Genomic DNA, 15,056 nt, shown 5'->3' with positions numbered 1-15,056 from the left:
TCATGGCCCGAACCTTGAGCAACAGGTATGGCGGCCTTCCATGCCCGCCTTCCCTGCTGTTCCGGAACCTGACGTCGGCGCGGTCCGATCGGGTGTTTTCTCCGATGGATCGGGACGGTTTCGGTCCGCGCGGTGCGCGCAGCCGGCTGCGGATCGCCGGCTTCGTCTGCTGCACCGGTTCGCCCGGGATGTGGGGACCGGCCGCGACCTCGAGTGCACAGCTCGCCGTCGCCGACATCAACCGGCGCGGCGGCATCCTCGGCCGCGAGGTCGAGTTCTCGGTCTATGACGCCGGCGGACCGATCGAGGACGTGCTCGATCGCGCCGAGCAGGCGATCGCGTCCGACGATGTCGATCTCATCATGGGCATGCACACCAGCGCGGTGCGCGTCGCGCTGCGCGGCCTGATCACCCGCAGCAAGATCCCCTACATCTACACGCCGGTCTATGAAGGCGGCGAGCGGACGCCGGGCGTCATCGCGATCGGCGAGACGCCACGCTGGCAGAACCGGCCGTCGATCCACTGGCTGGCCGAGGCGAAGCGCGCTTCGCGCTGGTACCTGATCGGCAGCGACTATGTCTGGCCATGGCAGTCGCACCGCGCGGTGAAGCGTTACATCAAGGAGACCGGCGGTCTCGTGGTCGGCGAGGAGTTCGTGCCGGTCGGCGAGGATAATCACGACGCGCAGCTGGAACGCATCCGCGCCGCGAAACCCGATGTCGTGCTGATCTCGCTGATCGGCACCGATAGCGTGACCTTCAACCGCGCCTTCGCCGATGCCGGCCTTGCCGCCACCACGCTGCGCTTTGCCGGCTGTTTCGACGAGACGGCGCTGCTCGGCATCGGCGCCGACAAGACCGAGAACCTTTACTGCGCCTCCGGCTATTTCCCCTCCGTCGGCTCACGCGAAGGCGACGATTTCAGGGACCGCTATCGCGCGATGTTCGGTGCGTTCGCGCCGCCGGTCGGCTCGTGCAGCGAGTCCGCCTATGAAGGGTTCTGCCTGCTCGAGGCCGCCGCCAAGCGCGCCGGCACGCTGGACATGCGGCCGCTGCTCGCGGCGGCGGACAACCTCGTCTATCGCGGCCCGCGCGGTCCGGTCACGGTGCGCAGCGGCCATGCCAGGATGCCGATGTATCTTGCCGAAGCCGACGGTCTCGACTTCAGGGTGATCAAGCCGATCTGAGCAGTGCGACAGCGTCGCCGGAAGGTTTTGCGAAATAATACTTGAAAAGGAAAATATTTCCGTTTTCAATACAGCAACGGGGTGAGCGGTTCGCGCGGGCAGCGCGCCGCTGCACCTGCGTCGAGGGATCAAATCCAAAGATCAAAAGCTATCAGGAGAGCGCCGTGACCGTCGTCCTTCCCACGCCAACGCAACTTCGTGCCGTCGCCGAGCAGTGCGGCCTGTCACTGACCGATGAGGATGTGGCCTCGTTCCGGGGCCTGATGCAGGGCTCGATCGACGCCTACAACGTGATCGCCGCGATGCCGGACGAACTGCCTGCGGTGAAATATCCGCGCACGCCCGGCTATCGCCCGGCGCCAGAGGAGAACCCGCGCAACGCCTGGTACTACAAGTCGACCGTGAAGGGCGCGGCGTCCGGCAAGCTCAAGGGCAAGACGGTGGCGCTGAAGGACAACATCATGCTGGCCGGCGTGCCGATGACGAACGGCTCGTCGACGCTGGAAGGCTATATCCCCGATTTCGACGCCACCATCGTCACGCGGATGCTCGATGCCGGCGCCGAGATCGCCGGCAAGACCCATTGCGAGCACTTCTGCCTGTCCGGCGGCAGCCACACCAACTCTTACGGAGCGGTGCACAATCCGCACAAGATGGGCTATTCGGCCGGCGGCTCGTCGTCGGGCTCCGGCGTCGTGGTCGCGCTCGGCGAGGTCGACATGGCGATCGGCGGCGACCAGGGCGGCTCGATCCGCATGCCGTCCTCGTTCTGCGGCACCTACGGCATGAAGCCGACCTGGGGCCTCGTGCCCTATACCGGCATCATGCCGATCGAGATCTTCGTCGACCACACAGGACCGATGACCGCAACGGTGGAGGACAACGCGCTGCTGCTCGAGGTGATCGCCGGCGACGACGGCTACGATCCGCGCATCAAGGCGCCCAAGGTCGAGGATTACACCAAGGCGCTGGGCAAGGGCATCAAGGGCATGAAGATCGGCATCCTCAAGGAAGGCTTCGAGCAGCCGACCGCGGAAGCCGCGGTCAATGAAAGCGTGCGCGAGGCGGCCAAGCGCTTCAAGGATCTCGGCGCCTCGGTCGACACCGTGTCGATCCCGATGCACATGGTCGGCCCCGCGATCTGGACCCCGATCGGCACCGAAGGCCTGACCCAGACCATGATGTTCGGCGACGGCTACGGCCTCAGCCGGCCCGACCTCTATTCGACCTCGCTGATGGACTTCCATCGCGGCTGGCGCCGCCAGGCGGACTCGCTGTCGGAGACCACCAAGCTGTTCATGATGCTCGGCACCTACATCAACAACAATTTCGGTCCGCGCTTCTACGGCAAGGCGCTCAACATCTCCCGCCGCCTCACCGCGGCCTATGACAAGGCGTTCAAGGATTACGACTTGCTGCTGCTGCCGACCACGCCGATGAAGGCGCCGGCGCTGCCGGCGGCCAATGCCAGCCGCGAGGACTATGTCGCCCGTGCGCTCGAGATGATCACCAACACCGCGCCGTTCGACATCACCCACCACCCGGCGATGTCGCTGCCCTGCGGCATGGTCGACGGCCTGCCGGTCGGGTTGATGCTGGTCGGCCGGATGTTCGAGGAATCCACCATCTACCGCGCCGCGCACGCCTTCGAGCAGGCCGGCGACTGGAAGAAGATGTGAGGCGCCGCTTGTTGCAGACGCAGGCTGGATGGATCGAACGCCGGATCGAACGACATGGCTAGCACTTTTGCCGCGGCGTTCGAGATCGTGAGCTTCGGCGCGATCATCGTGCTGGTGGTGCTCGGGCTCGGCATCATCGCCAGCATGATGGGCATCTTTAACTTCGCGCAGGGCGAGTTCGTCCTGCTCGGGGCCTATGTCACCTATCTGGCCTACGCCCACGGCGCACCGGTCTGGGCCGGCATGGTCGCGGCGCCCTTCGTGGTCGGCGCGATCGGCTTCGTGCTCGAGGCGCTCATAATCCGGCGCTTCTACGCCGCGCCGATCGTGGCGATGCTCGGCACCTATGCGCTCGGCCTGATCATCCGCGAAAGCGTGCGCGGCCTGATCGGCGGCTTCTATCTCACGGTGCCGGAGCCGATCGGCGGCTCGATCGACCTCGGTTCGGTCCACATCTCGGCCTGGCGCTTCACCATCATCGTGATCACGCTGTTGGTGATGGGTGGCTGCTATCTCTTGCTGGCGCGCACCTCGTTCGGGCTTCGGGTCCGCGCCACGCTGGAGAATCCGGCGCTGGCGCGCGCGTCGGGCATCTCGACGCCCCTGATCTACGGGGCAACCTTCGCGTTCGGCGCGGCGCTGGCCGGACTTGCCGGCGCGCTGATTGTGCCGGTGTTCAGCCTGTTCGCCGATCTCGGCATCCGCTTCCTGATCCAGGGCTTCGTCGCCGTGATGGTCGGCGGGGTCGGCTCCTTCATCGGTCCGGTCGCCGGCGCCGGTGTGATCGGCACGCTCAGCGCGGCGCTGCCTTGGGTGATGTCTCCTGTCGTCGCCGACGTCCTGGTCTTCGTGCTCGCCATTGCCTTCATCAAATTCCGCCCGCAGGGCCTCATATCGGGAAAAGGGGTTTAGTCAGATGTTCGATCGCACCAATCTCACGCGCCGCCGCTTCATGAGCAATTTCGCGTTCGCGACCGGCGCGCTCGCGACCGGGGTCGGCAGCTGGGTGGTCAGGCCCGACTGGGCCAACGCAGCGGAGGGACCGATCAAGGTCGGCATCGCGACCGACCTGACCGGCCCGATCGCCTATGCCGGCAACGCCGACGCCAACGTCGCCAAGATGGTGATCAAGGAGATCAACGCCGGCGGCGGCCTGCTCGGCCGGCCGCTCGAGCTCTACATCGAGGACACTGCCTCGAACGAATCGGTCGCGGTCGGCAATGTCCGCAAGCTGATCCAGCGCGACAAGGTCGACATGGTGCTCGGCGGAATCACCTCGTCGATGCGCAATGCGATCAAGGATCCGATCGTGGCGCGCGGCAAGACGCTCTACATCTATCCGCAGCTCTACGAAGGCAAGGAGTGCACGCCCTATCTGTTCTGCACCGGACCGACCCCGGCGCAGCAGTGCGACACCTTCATTCCCTGGCTGATCAAGAACGGCGGCAAGAAGTTCGCGCTGCCGAGCGCCAACTATGTCTGGCCGCACACGCTCAACGTCTACGCCCGCAAGGTGATCGAATCGAACGGCGGCGAGGTGGTGTTCGAGGAATACTACCCGCTCGACCAGGTCGACTTCTCGGCCACCGTGAACCGCGTCATCTCCAACAAGGTCGACGTCGTGTTCAACACCGTGATCCCGCCCGGCGTCGGCCCGTTCTTCAAGCAGCTTTATGAAGCCGGCTTCCTCAAGAACGGCGGGCGGCTCGCCTGCGTCTACTATGACGAGAACACGCTCAACATCAATCAGGCCAACGAGATCGAGGGCCTTGCGAGCTGCCTCGACTATTTCAAGGTGCTGACCAAGGAGGATCCGTTCGACGCCAAGCTCCAGGCAGCCTATGAGAAGGATTTCCCCGGCAACTTCCTGTTCGCGGCCGGCAGCGCCGCCACCGGAACCTATCGCGGCCTCAAGCTGTGGGAGGCGGCGGTCAAGGAGGCCGGCAAGGTCGACCGCGACTCCGTTGCGGCCGCGCTCGACCACGCCAAGATCGCCGAAGGGCCGGGCGGACCGGCGGAGATGGTGCCGGGCAAGCGTCACTGCAAGATGAAGATGTACACCGCTGTTGCCAAAGGCGGGAACTATGAGATCGTCGCGCGCAGCGACGGTCTCGTTGATCCCAAGGAATGCTGAGCGATCCATGGTTGGAGCAAGAGAGGCTGTCGCACGCGTCGGTGAGGAACCAGATGTCGTGACGGGCGAGGGTGCACCGGCCGCAAGCGCGCCGGCGGGACGGGTATCGGCAGGATGGAAGGTCCTGCCGATCGTGGAAGGGCTGGTGCTGCTGATCGCACTGGTCCTGCCATGGGTGCTGCAGGACTATCTGACGGTGTTCGCCACCCGCGTGGTGATCCTCGCGTTGTTCGCCCTGTCGTTCGACCTGGTGTGGGGCTATGCCGGCATCATGAGCTTCGGCCAGGCGCTGTTCTTCGGCGCCGCCGGCTACGGCGTGGCGCTCTTGGCGCGCGATCTCAACGTCACCTCGATCCTCCTGATCCTGCCTGCCGGAACGCTGATCGGGCTCACCGCGTCGCTGCTGCTCGGCGGCTTCCTGCTGCTCGGGCGTTATCCCTCGAGCGTGATCTTCGTCTCGCTCGGCACCCTCACCGGCTCCTATGCCGCGGACCGGCTGGCGCGCGGCTGGTACTATCTCGGCGGCCAGAACGGCATCCCGTCGATCCCGCCGCTCACCCTCGGCAGCTACGAGTTCGAGGAGGGGCCGATCTACTACTACATGGTGCTCGGCATCCTCGTGGTCGTCTATCTGCTCTGCCGCTTCCTGGTCCGCTCGCAATTCGGCCTCGCGCTCGCCGGCCTGCGCGAGAACGAGCAGCGCATCGCCTTCTTCGGCTACAAGGCGCAGCATCTGAAGGCGATCATCTTTGCGGTCGGCGGCACCATCGCCGGTCTTGCCGGCAGCCTCTATGCCTTCCACGAGGGCTTCGTCTGGCCCAACATGCTGGGCGTCGTGTTCTCGACCCAGGTCGTGCTCTACGTCTTGTTCGGCGGCTCCGGCACGCTGATCGGCGCCGTGATCGGCACCGTGATCATCGAGGGCGTCAGCTTCTGGCTGTCCGACAATTACCGCGACGTCTGGCCGATCATCCTCGGCGTGCTGCTGCTGCTCGTCATCATGTTCCGGCCGCTCGGGCTGATCTCCTTCGTGCTCGGCGAGCGCGAGCGGGTCGGCAGTTTCGGCAAAGCCCCGAAGGAGACCGGCAATGCCGCTCCTTGAGGCGCAAGGGATCAGCAAAGTGTTCGGCAAGCTGACCGCGCTCGACGGTGCAGCGCTGACCGTCGGCGAGAACGAGTTCCACGGCCTGATCGGCCCCAACGGCTCGGGCAAGAGCACGCTGATGAAATGCGTCGCCGGCGCCGAGGTGCCGACCACGGGCAAGGTCTCCTTCGTCAACACCGACATCACCGCGTTCACGCCGACCGAGCGCGCGCGCGCCGGCATGAGCCTGAAGTTCCAAATCACCTCGGTGCTGCCGACGCTGACGCTGTATGACAACATCCTGCTGGCGCTGCAGGCACACTGCTCGCTGTTCGACCTCGTGCTGTCGCGGACCCGCAAGAAGCTGCACGATCAGGTGATGACGATGCTGACCCAGTTCCGGCTCGCCGATCGCGCACATGATGCCGCCGCGGCCCTGTCGCACGGCCAGCAGCAATGGCTCGAGATCGCGATGGCGCTCGCCGGCAAGCCACGGCTGTTGCTGCTGGACGAGCCGACCGGCGGCATGAGCCTCGAGGAGCGCCGTGTCACCGGCGAGCTGTTGCAGCCGATCAAGCAGCATTGCTCGCTCGTCATCGTCGAACACGACCTCGATTTCATCCGCGACATCTGCGACCGCCTCACCGTGCTCGACCAGGGCAAGGTGCTGGCCTCGGGAACGGTCGCGGAAATCCAGGCCAACAAAAGCGTCCAGGAGATCTATCTTCGCCGTGCCTGAGCAAACCTTCCTCGATATCCGGCATCTCGATGCCGGTTATGGCCGCAGCCAGGTCCTGTTCGATGTCAACATCGGCATCCCCTGGCGCGGCGGCGTCGCCGTGCTCGGCCGCAACGGCGCCGGCAAGACCACGCTGATGAAGACCATCGTCGGCGAGCTCGCAAGCTCGCAGGGCGAGTTGTTCTTCGACGGCCGCGACATCACGCGGCGGCGCACCGAGGAGCGGGTGCGCTCCGGCATCGGCTATGTGCCGCAGGAGCATTCGGTGTTCGCCCGCCTGTCGGTGCGCGACAACCTCGCCGTCGGCTCGCTGTTCAATTCCGATGCCAGCGCCGTCGATCGCGTGCTGGCCATCTTTCCGAAACTCGGCCAGCGGCTCGACCAGCCGGCCGGCACGCTGTCCGGCGGCGAGCGCAAGATGCTGGCGATCGGCCGCGCCATGCTCGGCAATCCAAAGTTGCTGCTGCTGGACGAGCCGACCGAAGGCGTCTGGATCGGCGTGATCGAGGAGATCACCGAACGGCTGATCGAGCTCGCCAAAAGCATCTCGGTCGTGATCGTCGAGCAGCATCTCGACCTCGCGCTGCGCGTCGCCGACTATGCCTATGTGCTGGACCGCGGCCGCGTCGCGCTGCAGGGCGGCGCCAGCGAGGTGCGGAGCGATCCGGAACTGCTGCGCTATCTGGCGCCGTAGCAGGCTTCAATGCGGCAGGCGGTCGGCCTTGCGGCCGATCACGCCGTCTCCCGGCGTCCGCGTCCGCCGTGCCGATCGCATCTCGCGACGCACATACCAGGCCGCGACCGAGCAGATCAGCCAGGCCAGCGATGCCGCGATGAAGGCGGCCGGGACGCTGCGGCCCACCGTCAGCGCGAAGACGATGGCGAATGCCAGCATGCCGACCGCGCCGAGCGCTGCGCCCGCCGCATCGAGCGCCGCGGCCTGCTGCCCGCGCCACGTGCCGTCGAGGCCGGCGTTCCGCTTGCGGCGGATTTCATGCTTCTCGATGAGGGTGGCGCTGGCGCAGAAGATGGCGGGGAGTGCAAGAAAGGCGCCGCCGACATAGGCGCCGCACGTGCTGCTGATCAGTCCGGTCAGGACGGTGGCGCCGCCACCGAGCACGAAGCGGATCAGATATTCGGTCCAGCGGCTTTCCCTGAGCGAGGACAGTGAGACGCGGACCGGTGTCATGCCTGTCCTCCGGCAACGCCCAGCAAGCCGAACACGATCGCGAGCCAGACGACAAGCGCCAGCAAGGTGGCGGGGGCAGCGCGGAGCCTCGCGCGAATCAGCAATTGGCAGACCACGAAGCTATAGATGGCCAGCGCAACGGCGCCAGCCATCATCGCGCGGCTCTGCAGGCCGGCATAGTCGGTGCCGTGCTGGTACACGGCGATGCCGAGGGTGGCGAGCGCAACCGACGGCGCCGCGCCGAACAGCCCGGCGAAGCTCTTCGGACGCAGCACGTCACCCAGCATCGCGAAGGCCGACACCACGGCCCCGCCCACGAGAAAGCGGATGACATATTCGCTCATCGCGCCTTGCCCCGCGGTGGATCGTCACCGTGATAGCCGGTCCACAATCGCAGCAGCCGCTCGAGAAGTGCTCCGAGCCCGAATCCCGCGATCACGTCGCTCGTCCAGTGTGCGAGAACCATAATGCGCGTCAGCGAGAGGCCGACCGCGAGTGCCTGGATTGGGCGGCGCGCGCCGGCGGGCAATGTCGCTGCCGCCGACGCCAGCGCGCCCATATGCAGCGCGTGGCCGGATGGGAAGGCGTCGTCGCGCCTGCCAGAGATCGGGATGCCGTTGGCATGGCCGGCCACGGTCAGGCGATCCGGGCGAGTCTGGTTGAACAGCAACTTCAGGCCATGCGGCAGCAGCGATGCTGCGACCGTCACCAGCAGCGCGTGATTGCCGGCGCGCTCGAGCGAGGCACCGCGCCCGCGCGAGGCGAGCCAGCCTGCGGCGGCGAGCGCAAGCAGGACCTTTTCGTCAGCGCCCCAGGTCAGTGTGCGGGCGATCTCTTCCGGCGCAGGTGCGGTGTTGCGGGCGATCGCACGCGCGATCATGGCGTCCGCCGCGGTCGGGCGAATGGTGATCGGGAAGGGGGCGCCTCGCTGGCGGCGTGCGCGAACTCTGGTTGTCGTATCCATGGTCAGGTTCCCATCCAACGCACCAGGCGCGGCATGGGTCCTAATCGGCGTGCAAGGAACCAAATGCAGATCGATGCTCTTGAACTCTTGCCCGTCTCGACCCGATCCCAAGGCTCAATCCCGAGGCTTCGCGCGCCAATGGGGATGCAGGGCGGGCGATGGATTGTAGGCAGGGAGAGGTGTCGATGACGGAGCCGGACGTTCGCAAGGGGATGCCGCCGGTCAAGCTTTCGCGCGATGAATTCGAACGGCGCTACCGCAAGCGATTTGCCGATCCGGTCTTTCAATCCATGCAGACGGAGCTTGCGACGATCATCGCCGGCGCCTGGGACGCCTATCGTCATTCGCGCAAGGCGCCGGTTACCCGCAAGGCCGGCCCCGGTTTTGCCGATCCCGACTATGATCTCGCGGTCGATTGGCTGTCCGCGCGCGATGCCATCGATGAAGCGCAGCGCAGGCACGACGATCCAAACGAAGCGCCGCATATCCTGCTGATCAACGGCTCCTCGCGCAGCGAGCACACGTGTCCCGGCGAGATGTCCAAAAGCTGGCGCATGGTCGAGATCGCCGAGGCCGCCTTCCGCGAGATGGGCCTCGCGGTCGATGTGCTCGATCTGTCGCGGCTGACGTCCGAGTTCGGCAGGGAGATTCACCCCTGCAAGTCCTGCGTCTCCACCTCGATGGCACTCTGCCACTGGCCGTGCAGCTGCTATCCAAACTACTCGCTCGGGCAAACCGACGACTGGATGAACGAGATCTATCCGCTGTGGGTGCGCGCGCACGGCATCATGATCATCTCGCCGGTCAACTGGTACCAGACGCCGACCGGACTCAAGGCGATGATCGATCGCCTGGTCTGCGCCGATGGCGGCAATCCCGATCCGACCTCGACCCACGGCAAGACCGCGAGCGAAGCCAAGGCGCTCGAACTCAAGGGCTGGCCATACCCCAAGCATTTGCGCGGCCGGCATTTCGGCATCGTGGTCCACGGCGACAGCGTCGGTGCGGAAACATGCCGCCGCTTTCTTGCGGACTGGCTCACCGACATGGAGTTGATCTCGGCCGGCGGCAGGGCCGAGATCGATGGCTATGTCGGCTACATGAAGCCCTATGCGACGTCGCATCGCGATCTCGACGAAGACAAGGCCTTCCAGGAACAGGTGCGCAATGTCGCGCAGGCGCTCGGCGCCGCCGTCGACCTCGCGCGCACCGGGCATCTGGAAGATCCCGGCAAGGGGCTTGAGGACCCGCGGCCGAAGTAGGATGGAATCCGGGTTCCCAAAGGAACGATGGGCCCCCGCTGCCCGTTAGGCCGCGGGAGGAAGTCACAATGCGCTATATTTCGATTGCAGCTCTTGTTGCTGCTGCCGTGATGAGCAGCGGTGCCGCGTTGGCGCAGCATTCCGGTACGCCATCGGAACAGAGCGCGTGCACGCGCGATGCACAGCGCTTCTGCCGGAAGGACCTCGGCAATGACGGTGCCGTGCAGAACTGTCTTCAGATGAAGCGGGCCAGCCTGAGCCGAAGCTGCAAGAAGGTTTTCGAAAGCCACGGAATGTAACCCGTCGCCTGCCAACGCGCATGCGACGTGACGGAGCGTGGCGTTTGAAGCCGCGAGCTGGCGGTGCGGCGCCTTGAGTGCGATCGGCGCCCGGCCTCCCTGCGCGCTCTGCCAACGGAGAGGGCGGAACGAAGAGCAAAGCTCGGACAAATCATGTCGCGAGAACATTGTGGTGTGACTCACAGACCGCGCCACACATTCAGTGTCGTCCTGGCGAAGGCCGGGACCCATTACCCCAAATGAGAGTTGTTGCGCGACGCTGGGGCCACGATCCCATTCACGATCAAGTTCGGTGATTTTGGGTCCCTGCTTCGCAGGGACGACGGCTGGAAATAGTTTGCGCTACAGCGGCATTGCGACAAGCGGCAGCGAGCTGTCTTCGCGCAGACGCGCTGCGCCTACTTCACCGCCGAGAAGCGGGTGTCGAACGAGTTGGTCTGCACCACAGGCGCGGAGCCGGCGAGTTGGGTCGACGACGACGGGGCCGGTGCGGCGGCTGCGGCCGTGGTCACTGCCGGCTTCGGCGCGGGCTTGGCGGCCTGCTTCGGCTCAGCCTTGGGGGCGACGCGAACCACCGATTGCGGCTTGGCCTCGGCGACCTTCGGCTTGGCTGGTGCGGCAGCGGCCGGAGCGGTCGTCTTGCTGGCGTCGGCGGTGCCGCCGATCCCGACCTTGCGGGCAAAGCTGGAGAAGAAGCCTTCGGACTTGTCAGAGGCGGATTTGTCAGAGGCGGATTTGTCGGACGCGTTCGCCGAGGCAACGCGGGTGCCGGCTGACGATGCGGTGGACGACGTCGTCGCCACGACCGGCTCTTCCTGCTGGACCGCGAGATTGGGCTTCGGCGGATTGACCGTACCGGGGATCGTGCCGGGCGCGCGCGCCAGCGACATCGATGCCAGCGCCTGGCTGTCGCCGCCTTCGGAGAGGCCGGTGTTTCCTTCCGGAATCTTCGAGGCGAAGATCGCGTTCATGCCGCCGTCGATGCCGGTGTTGAGGCGCGCAACGGGCGTGCCCTTGGATACCAGCTTGGCGGTCTCGGCGGCGTCCTTCTGCTCCTTCTCGTGCACGGCGCTCGCGATCTCCTCGGGGATCACATAGGCCGGGCACTTCGCGGAGGCGTCGAACACCGGATCGCGTGTCGCGCCCGGCGCCTTCACCGCGTCGAACACATACTTCTTCTCGCAGAAGTCGACCTTCGGCTCCTGCTTCGTCACCTCGAAATGATCGTAGCCTTCCTTGATCATCTTCCAGAACGGCATGTTCGGATTGTTGCGGTGCTTGGCCATGTTCACCGGCGTCATCCGGAACGGGTAGGCCTGCAGCTGGAACGCCTTCTGGCCGCCGAAGAAGGATTCGCGGCCGAGCGAGTAAATCTCTGCGATCTGCTCGTCGGTCATCGCGTAGCAGCCGCGCGAAGAGCAATCGCCGTGCACCATCAGCTGCGAGCCGGTGCGGCCGAGCGCCTTGTCGAAGGCGTTGGGATAGCCGGTGTTGAACGACAGGTAATAGGCCGACTGCGGGTTCATCTGGCTCGGGTTGATCGAGTAGAACCCTTCGGGCGCCTGGCGGTCGCCTTCGCGGACCTTCGGACCGAGGTCGCCCGACCAGCGGCAGATTGGATAGGTCTTGAGCAGCGCGAACTGGCCGGAGCGGTTCTGCTTCCAGACCTCGAGCTCGGCCTCCTGCTTGAACAGCCGCACCAGGATCGGCGACTGCATGTCCATGTCCTTTTCGGTCATGGCAGCGACGAGCTTTGGCGGGACCGGCTGGTTGGCCTTGGCGTTCTGCGCGAGCGAGATCTGGTCGCTGTCACAACCGGCGAGCATGACGCCTGCGGCGAGGACCGCCGAGGTCAGAAGCGCGCGTACGAGCGTGCGATGAGTCAAGTCCGAGCTCCACACCCACCGGGCGATTTTCGCGACCCCAACACGGCGAATATGCCCTGAAGCCATTGTGTAAAATATTAGCCTTCGACGACCCCTGCTCGCAACCTGAACCGGGGCGGACAGCCCTCACGGTAGCAGGCATGGTTCAAGGAATGTTAAAGACCCGGCTCGGGGCCCAATTACGGCAAAATTGGTCGATTTGGACGAAAAATCGGGCGGTTTGGGCGCCTCAGCCGAGCTTGCGGCCGATATCGAGGAATTTCTGGCGCCGCTGTTTGCGAATCGCGTCCGGATCAAGATTTCGTAGGTCGTTGAGCGCCTGGGCGATGGCATCGCCCGTGGTCGCGATCATCGCGCCCGGGTCGCGATGAGCGCCGCCCGAGGGCTCCTTCAGGATCTGGTCGATCACGCCGAAGCGCAGCATGTCCTGGGCGGTGATCTTCATGCTGTTGGCGGCTTCCTGCGCCTTGGTGCCGTCGCGCCACAGGATCGAGGATGCCGCCTCCGGCGAGATCACGCTGTAGATCGCGTGCTCCATCATCAGGACGCGGTTCGCCGTGGTGATGGCGATGGCGCCGCCCGACATGCCTTCGCCGGTGACGATCGCGACATTGGGCACACCGAGCGACAGGCAGGCGTCGGTCGAGCGCGCGATCGCCTCGGCCTGGCCGCGCTCCTCGGCGCCGATGCCGGGATAGGCGCCGGCGGAATCAACGATCGACAGCACCGGAATGCCGAACCGGTCGGCCATCTCCATCAGGCGCACCGCCTTGCGGTAGCCTTCGGGCCGCGCCATGCCGAAATTGTGCTTGATGCGGCTCTCGGTGGTGGCGCCCTTCTCCTGGCCGACCACGCAGATGCTCTCGCCGCGGAAGCGGCCGAAGCCGCCGACCAGGGCCTCGTCGTCGGCGAATTTGCGGTCGCCGGCCATCGGGGTGAATTCGGTGATCAGGCCGCCGATGAAATCGGTGAAGTGCGGCCGCTGCGGATGCCGCGCCACCAGCGTCTTCTGCCACGGCGTCAGATTGGAATAGAGCTCGGTGAGCGCCTGCGCCGCCTTGTCCTCGATCCGCGCGACCTCGTCGCCGATGTCGCTGCCGCTTGCGGCAAGCGCACGCAACTCGTCGATCTTGGATTCAAGCTCGGCGACGGGTTTTTCGAAGTCGAGATAGCTGCGCATCGGGTCGGGCATCAACTCAATATAGGGAAGATCGGTGCGAGGGGCGAAGCGGTTTCGGCGTCGGAAAGAGAAGCTTTGTAACTTCAAACGGTTAACGCGCATCCGGGTGGAATGCACGCTTCGGGATCGCAAGCAGGTGACGCTCTTTCTGCGGAGACGAAGCGGAAGTCAAGGCGGATCAGATGAAGGTATCGAGGTCTCTGGGCTTCGAATCCCTAGGACTTCTCCGCCAACGGGTGCAGGTCGCGGACTAGGCTCTTCAGCCGCTCCTCGACCACATGGGTGTAGATCTGGGTGGTCGAGATGTCGGTGTGGCCGAGCAGGGTCTGCACGATGCGCAGGTCCGCGCCATTGTGCAGCAGATGGCTGGCAAACGCATGACGCAGCACGTGCGGGGAGACCAGCCGCGGCGCAAGGCCGGAGGCGCTCGCGAGCTCCTTCAGATCGCGGGCGAAATGCTGCCGGGTCAGATGGCCGCTCTCGCCGGAGGACGGAAACAGCCATTTCGCCGGCGCGGCCTTCTTCGCCTTCGGCTGCATCACCTCCAGCGCTGCGAGATAGTCTGCCATCGCCTGGCGCGAGGCGTCGTTCAGCGGCACCAGCCGCTCCTTGTTGCCCTTGCCGCGCACCACGATCATCCGCGCGTCGCGCCGCGCCGCCGAGACCGGCAGCGACACCAGCTCGGAGACGCGCAGGCCGGTGGCGTAGAGCACCTCGAGCAGGCAATACAGCCGCAGCGCGCGCAGCCGCTGCGCCGGCGAGACGTCGGTCTGGGTCAGTTCCTTGGCGCGGGTCAGCATGCGGTCGACATCGGCGATCGACAGCACCTTGGGCAGGCCGCGGCCGCGCTTCGGGCCGGACAGGATCGCGGCCGGATCGTCGGTGCGGACCCGCTCATTGAGCAGGAAACGGTAGAGATGCCGCATCGCCGACAGCCGCCGCGCCACGCTGGTCGACTTGAAGCCTCTGACATCGAGGTCGGCGAGGTAGCCACGCAGCGTCTCGGTGTCGGCGCTGGTGAAATCGGCGCCGGCATGGGCGAGGTAGTCGGAGAAATCGGTGAGGTCGCGCCGGTAGGCGTCGAGCGTGTTGGCGCCGGCGCCCTGTTCCGCGGCGAGCATGTCGAGGAACAACGCGGTCAGTCTGGCGTCGGAGGACTTGGCGAGGGTCTTGGCGGGATTTTTGGCAGCAGCGGGCATGCCGGAATCATAGCGTCTATTTCTTGAGGAACTTATCCGGTGGGATGGTCACCGTCATTTCCCGCGGTTTCGGGTGCACGAAATTCGCCAGCGCGAAGACGATGCCGTAGCCGATCCCGAAAATCACGGCGACGACCGTCAGGAAGCGGAACAGGCTGGGCATGGAGGCGACTCGGGCGGCGAATTAACCAATGAAATCATCCAACATGTTCCCCGCGCGGTTGCAAGAGTCGCTGGTAAGGGTGTCGCCGGGG

16 protein-coding genes are annotated in these 15,056 nt (G+C 65.5%); 9 read left to right on the top strand and 7 right to left on the bottom strand.

What is annotated here, in order from left to right; all coding sequences use genetic code 11:
* Nucleotides 1-2 precede the first annotated feature (2 nt).
* The 7 genes from ACVWZM_RS16345 (at nt 3) to ACVWZM_RS16315 (ending at nt 7,517) form a co-directional block, all read left to right on the top strand.
* On the top strand, nt 3-1,187 hold the full coding sequence (locus ACVWZM_RS16345) for a substrate-binding domain-containing protein (protein WP_456856699.1): 1,185 nt from the start codon (nt 3-5) through the stop codon (nt 1,185-1,187).
* A 164-nt stretch (nt 1,188-1,351) separates the two neighbouring features.
* Nucleotides 1,352-2,866 (top strand): amidase, encoded by a 1,515-nt coding sequence (locus ACVWZM_RS16340; RefSeq protein WP_456853865.1) that lies wholly within the window; start codon nt 1,352-1,354, stop codon nt 2,864-2,866.
* Nucleotides 2,867-2,920: 54 nt separating this feature from the next.
* On the top strand, nt 2,921-3,778 hold the full coding sequence (locus ACVWZM_RS16335; protein WP_028337306.1) for a branched-chain amino acid ABC transporter permease: 858 nt from the start codon (nt 2,921-2,923) through the stop codon (nt 3,776-3,778).
* Nucleotides 3,779-3,782: 4 nt separating this feature from the next.
* The gene (locus tag ACVWZM_RS16330; protein WP_028337305.1) at nt 3,783-5,000 is read left to right on the top strand and encodes a substrate-binding protein; all 1,218 of its coding nucleotides are present in this window, start codon (nt 3,783-3,785) and stop codon (nt 4,998-5,000) included.
* Between the two features lie 7 nt (nt 5,001-5,007).
* The gene (locus ACVWZM_RS16325; RefSeq protein ID WP_253588262.1) at nt 5,008-6,102 is read left to right on the top strand and encodes a branched-chain amino acid ABC transporter permease; all 1,095 of its coding nucleotides are present in this window, start codon (nt 5,008-5,010) and stop codon (nt 6,100-6,102) included.
* Entirely contained in the window at nt 6,089-6,823 is a 735-nt protein-coding gene (locus ACVWZM_RS16320; protein WP_021081562.1) for an ABC transporter ATP-binding protein, read from the top strand. Before ACVWZM_RS16325 ends, ACVWZM_RS16320 begins: the two co-directional genes overlap by 14 nt.
* Nucleotides 6,816-7,517: a branched-chain amino acid ABC transporter ATP-binding protein gene (locus ACVWZM_RS16315; RefSeq protein WP_057015632.1), complete on the top strand. Its 702-nt coding sequence runs from the start codon at nt 6,816-6,818 to the stop codon at nt 7,515-7,517. The genes ACVWZM_RS16320 and ACVWZM_RS16315 overlap by 8 nt, the downstream gene beginning before the upstream one ends.
* Nucleotides 7,518-7,523: 6 nt before the next feature.
* On the opposite strand, the gene ACVWZM_RS16310 is transcribed toward ACVWZM_RS16315, so the two are convergent.
* From ACVWZM_RS16310 to ACVWZM_RS16300, 3 genes are read right to left on the bottom strand one after another with little or no spacing between them, the layout of a single operon-like run.
* Nucleotides 7,524-8,012, bottom strand: a complete 489-nt coding sequence (locus ACVWZM_RS16310) for a DUF3147 family protein (RefSeq protein ID WP_229189792.1) — start codon at nt 8,010-8,012, stop codon at nt 7,524-7,526.
* A complete protein-coding gene (locus ACVWZM_RS16305; RefSeq protein ID WP_057015633.1) occupies nt 8,009-8,356 on the bottom strand; it encodes a DUF3147 family protein in 348 nt (115 codons plus the stop codon). Before ACVWZM_RS16305 ends, ACVWZM_RS16310 begins: the two co-directional genes overlap by 4 nt.
* On the bottom strand, nt 8,353-8,976 hold the full coding sequence (locus ACVWZM_RS16300; RefSeq protein WP_456853863.1) for a phosphatase PAP2 family protein: 624 nt from the start codon (nt 8,974-8,976) through the stop codon (nt 8,353-8,355). The genes ACVWZM_RS16305 and ACVWZM_RS16300 overlap by 4 nt, the downstream gene beginning before the upstream one ends.
* 185 nt (nt 8,977-9,161) lie before the next feature.
* On the opposite strand from ACVWZM_RS16300, the gene ACVWZM_RS16295 reads away from it, so the two are divergent.
* Together ACVWZM_RS16295 and ACVWZM_RS16290 are read left to right on the top strand one after the other, a co-directional pair.
* Nucleotides 9,162-10,238 (top strand): flavodoxin family protein, encoded by a 1,077-nt coding sequence (locus tag ACVWZM_RS16295; protein WP_057015634.1) that lies wholly within the window; start codon nt 9,162-9,164, stop codon nt 10,236-10,238.
* Nucleotides 10,239-10,306: 68 nt separating this feature from the next.
* The gene (locus ACVWZM_RS16290) at nt 10,307-10,537 is read left to right on the top strand and encodes a hypothetical protein (RefSeq protein WP_028337297.1); all 231 of its coding nucleotides are present in this window, start codon (nt 10,307-10,309) and stop codon (nt 10,535-10,537) included.
* Nucleotides 10,538-10,935: 398 nt separating this feature from the next.
* Here ACVWZM_RS16290 and ACVWZM_RS16285 read toward each other — a convergent pair whose 3' ends face one another.
* The 4 genes from ACVWZM_RS16285 to ACVWZM_RS16270 all read right to left on the bottom strand — a co-directional run bounded on the left by ACVWZM_RS16285 (nt 10,936) and on the right by ACVWZM_RS16270 (nt 14,965).
* Nucleotides 10,936-12,423: a L,D-transpeptidase family protein gene (locus ACVWZM_RS16285; protein WP_456853861.1), complete on the bottom strand. Its 1,488-nt coding sequence runs from the start codon at nt 12,421-12,423 to the stop codon at nt 10,936-10,938.
* Nucleotides 12,424-12,652: 229 nt separating this feature from the next.
* Nucleotides 12,653-13,615, bottom strand: coding sequence for an acetyl-CoA carboxylase carboxyltransferase subunit alpha (locus ACVWZM_RS16280; protein ID WP_057015547.1), 963 nt, complete (start codon nt 13,613-13,615; stop codon nt 12,653-12,655).
* A 203-nt stretch (nt 13,616-13,818) separates the two neighbouring features.
* Nucleotides 13,819-14,802 (bottom strand): site-specific tyrosine recombinase XerD, encoded by a 984-nt coding sequence (gene xerD, locus ACVWZM_RS16275; protein WP_057015546.1) that lies wholly within the window; start codon nt 14,800-14,802, stop codon nt 13,819-13,821.
* Nucleotides 14,803-14,818: 16 nt separating this feature from the next.
* The gene (locus ACVWZM_RS16270) at nt 14,819-14,965 is read right to left on the bottom strand and encodes a hypothetical protein (RefSeq protein WP_016843561.1); all 147 of its coding nucleotides are present in this window, start codon (nt 14,963-14,965) and stop codon (nt 14,819-14,821) included.
* Between the last annotated feature and the right edge of the window lie 91 nt (nt 14,966-15,056).

Source organism: Bradyrhizobium sp. USDA 4501, from assembly GCF_054062115.1.
Note: the sequence above shows the minus strand (reverse complement) of the source record. Positions and strands in the feature narration are given on the sequence as shown.

Bases quoted from the DNA above. Each gene is read 5' to 3' on its own strand.
- ACVWZM_RS16345 (WP_456856699.1), top strand. From the start codon at position 3: ATGGCCCGAACCTTGAGCAACAGGTATGGCGGCCTTCCATGCCCGCCT.
- ACVWZM_RS16335 (WP_028337306.1), top strand. From the start codon at position 2,921: ATGGCTAGCACTTTTGCCGCGGCGTTCGAGATCGTGAGCTTCGGCGCG.
- ACVWZM_RS16330 (WP_028337305.1), top strand. From the start codon at position 3,783: ATGTTCGATCGCACCAATCTCACGCGCCGCCGCTTCATGAGCAATTTC.
- ACVWZM_RS16325 (WP_253588262.1), top strand. From the start codon at position 5,008: ATGGTTGGAGCAAGAGAGGCTGTCGCACGCGTCGGTGAGGAACCAGAT.
- ACVWZM_RS16320 (WP_021081562.1), top strand. From the start codon at position 6,089: ATGCCGCTCCTTGAGGCGCAAGGGATCAGCAAAGTGTTCGGCAAGCTG.
- ACVWZM_RS16310 (WP_229189792.1), bottom strand. From the start codon at position 8,012: ATGACACCGGTCCGCGTCTCACTGTCCTCGCTCAGGGAAAGCCGCTGG.
- ACVWZM_RS16305 (WP_057015633.1), bottom strand. From the start codon at position 8,356: ATGAGCGAATATGTCATCCGCTTTCTCGTGGGCGGGGCCGTGGTGTCG.
- ACVWZM_RS16300 (WP_456853863.1), bottom strand. From the start codon at position 8,976: ATGGATACGACAACCAGAGTTCGCGCACGCCGCCAGCGAGGCGCCCCC.
- ACVWZM_RS16295 (WP_057015634.1), top strand. From the start codon at position 9,162: ATGACGGAGCCGGACGTTCGCAAGGGGATGCCGCCGGTCAAGCTTTCG.
- ACVWZM_RS16290 (WP_028337297.1), top strand. From the start codon at position 10,307: ATGCGCTATATTTCGATTGCAGCTCTTGTTGCTGCTGCCGTGATGAGC.
- ACVWZM_RS16280 (WP_057015547.1), bottom strand. From the start codon at position 13,615: ATGCCCGACCCGATGCGCAGCTATCTCGACTTCGAAAAACCCGTCGCC.
- xerD (WP_057015546.1), bottom strand. From the start codon at position 14,802: ATGCCCGCTGCTGCCAAAAATCCCGCCAAGACCCTCGCCAAGTCCTCC.
- ACVWZM_RS16270 (WP_016843561.1), bottom strand. From the start codon at position 14,965: ATGCCCAGCCTGTTCCGCTTCCTGACGGTCGTCGCCGTGATTTTCGGG.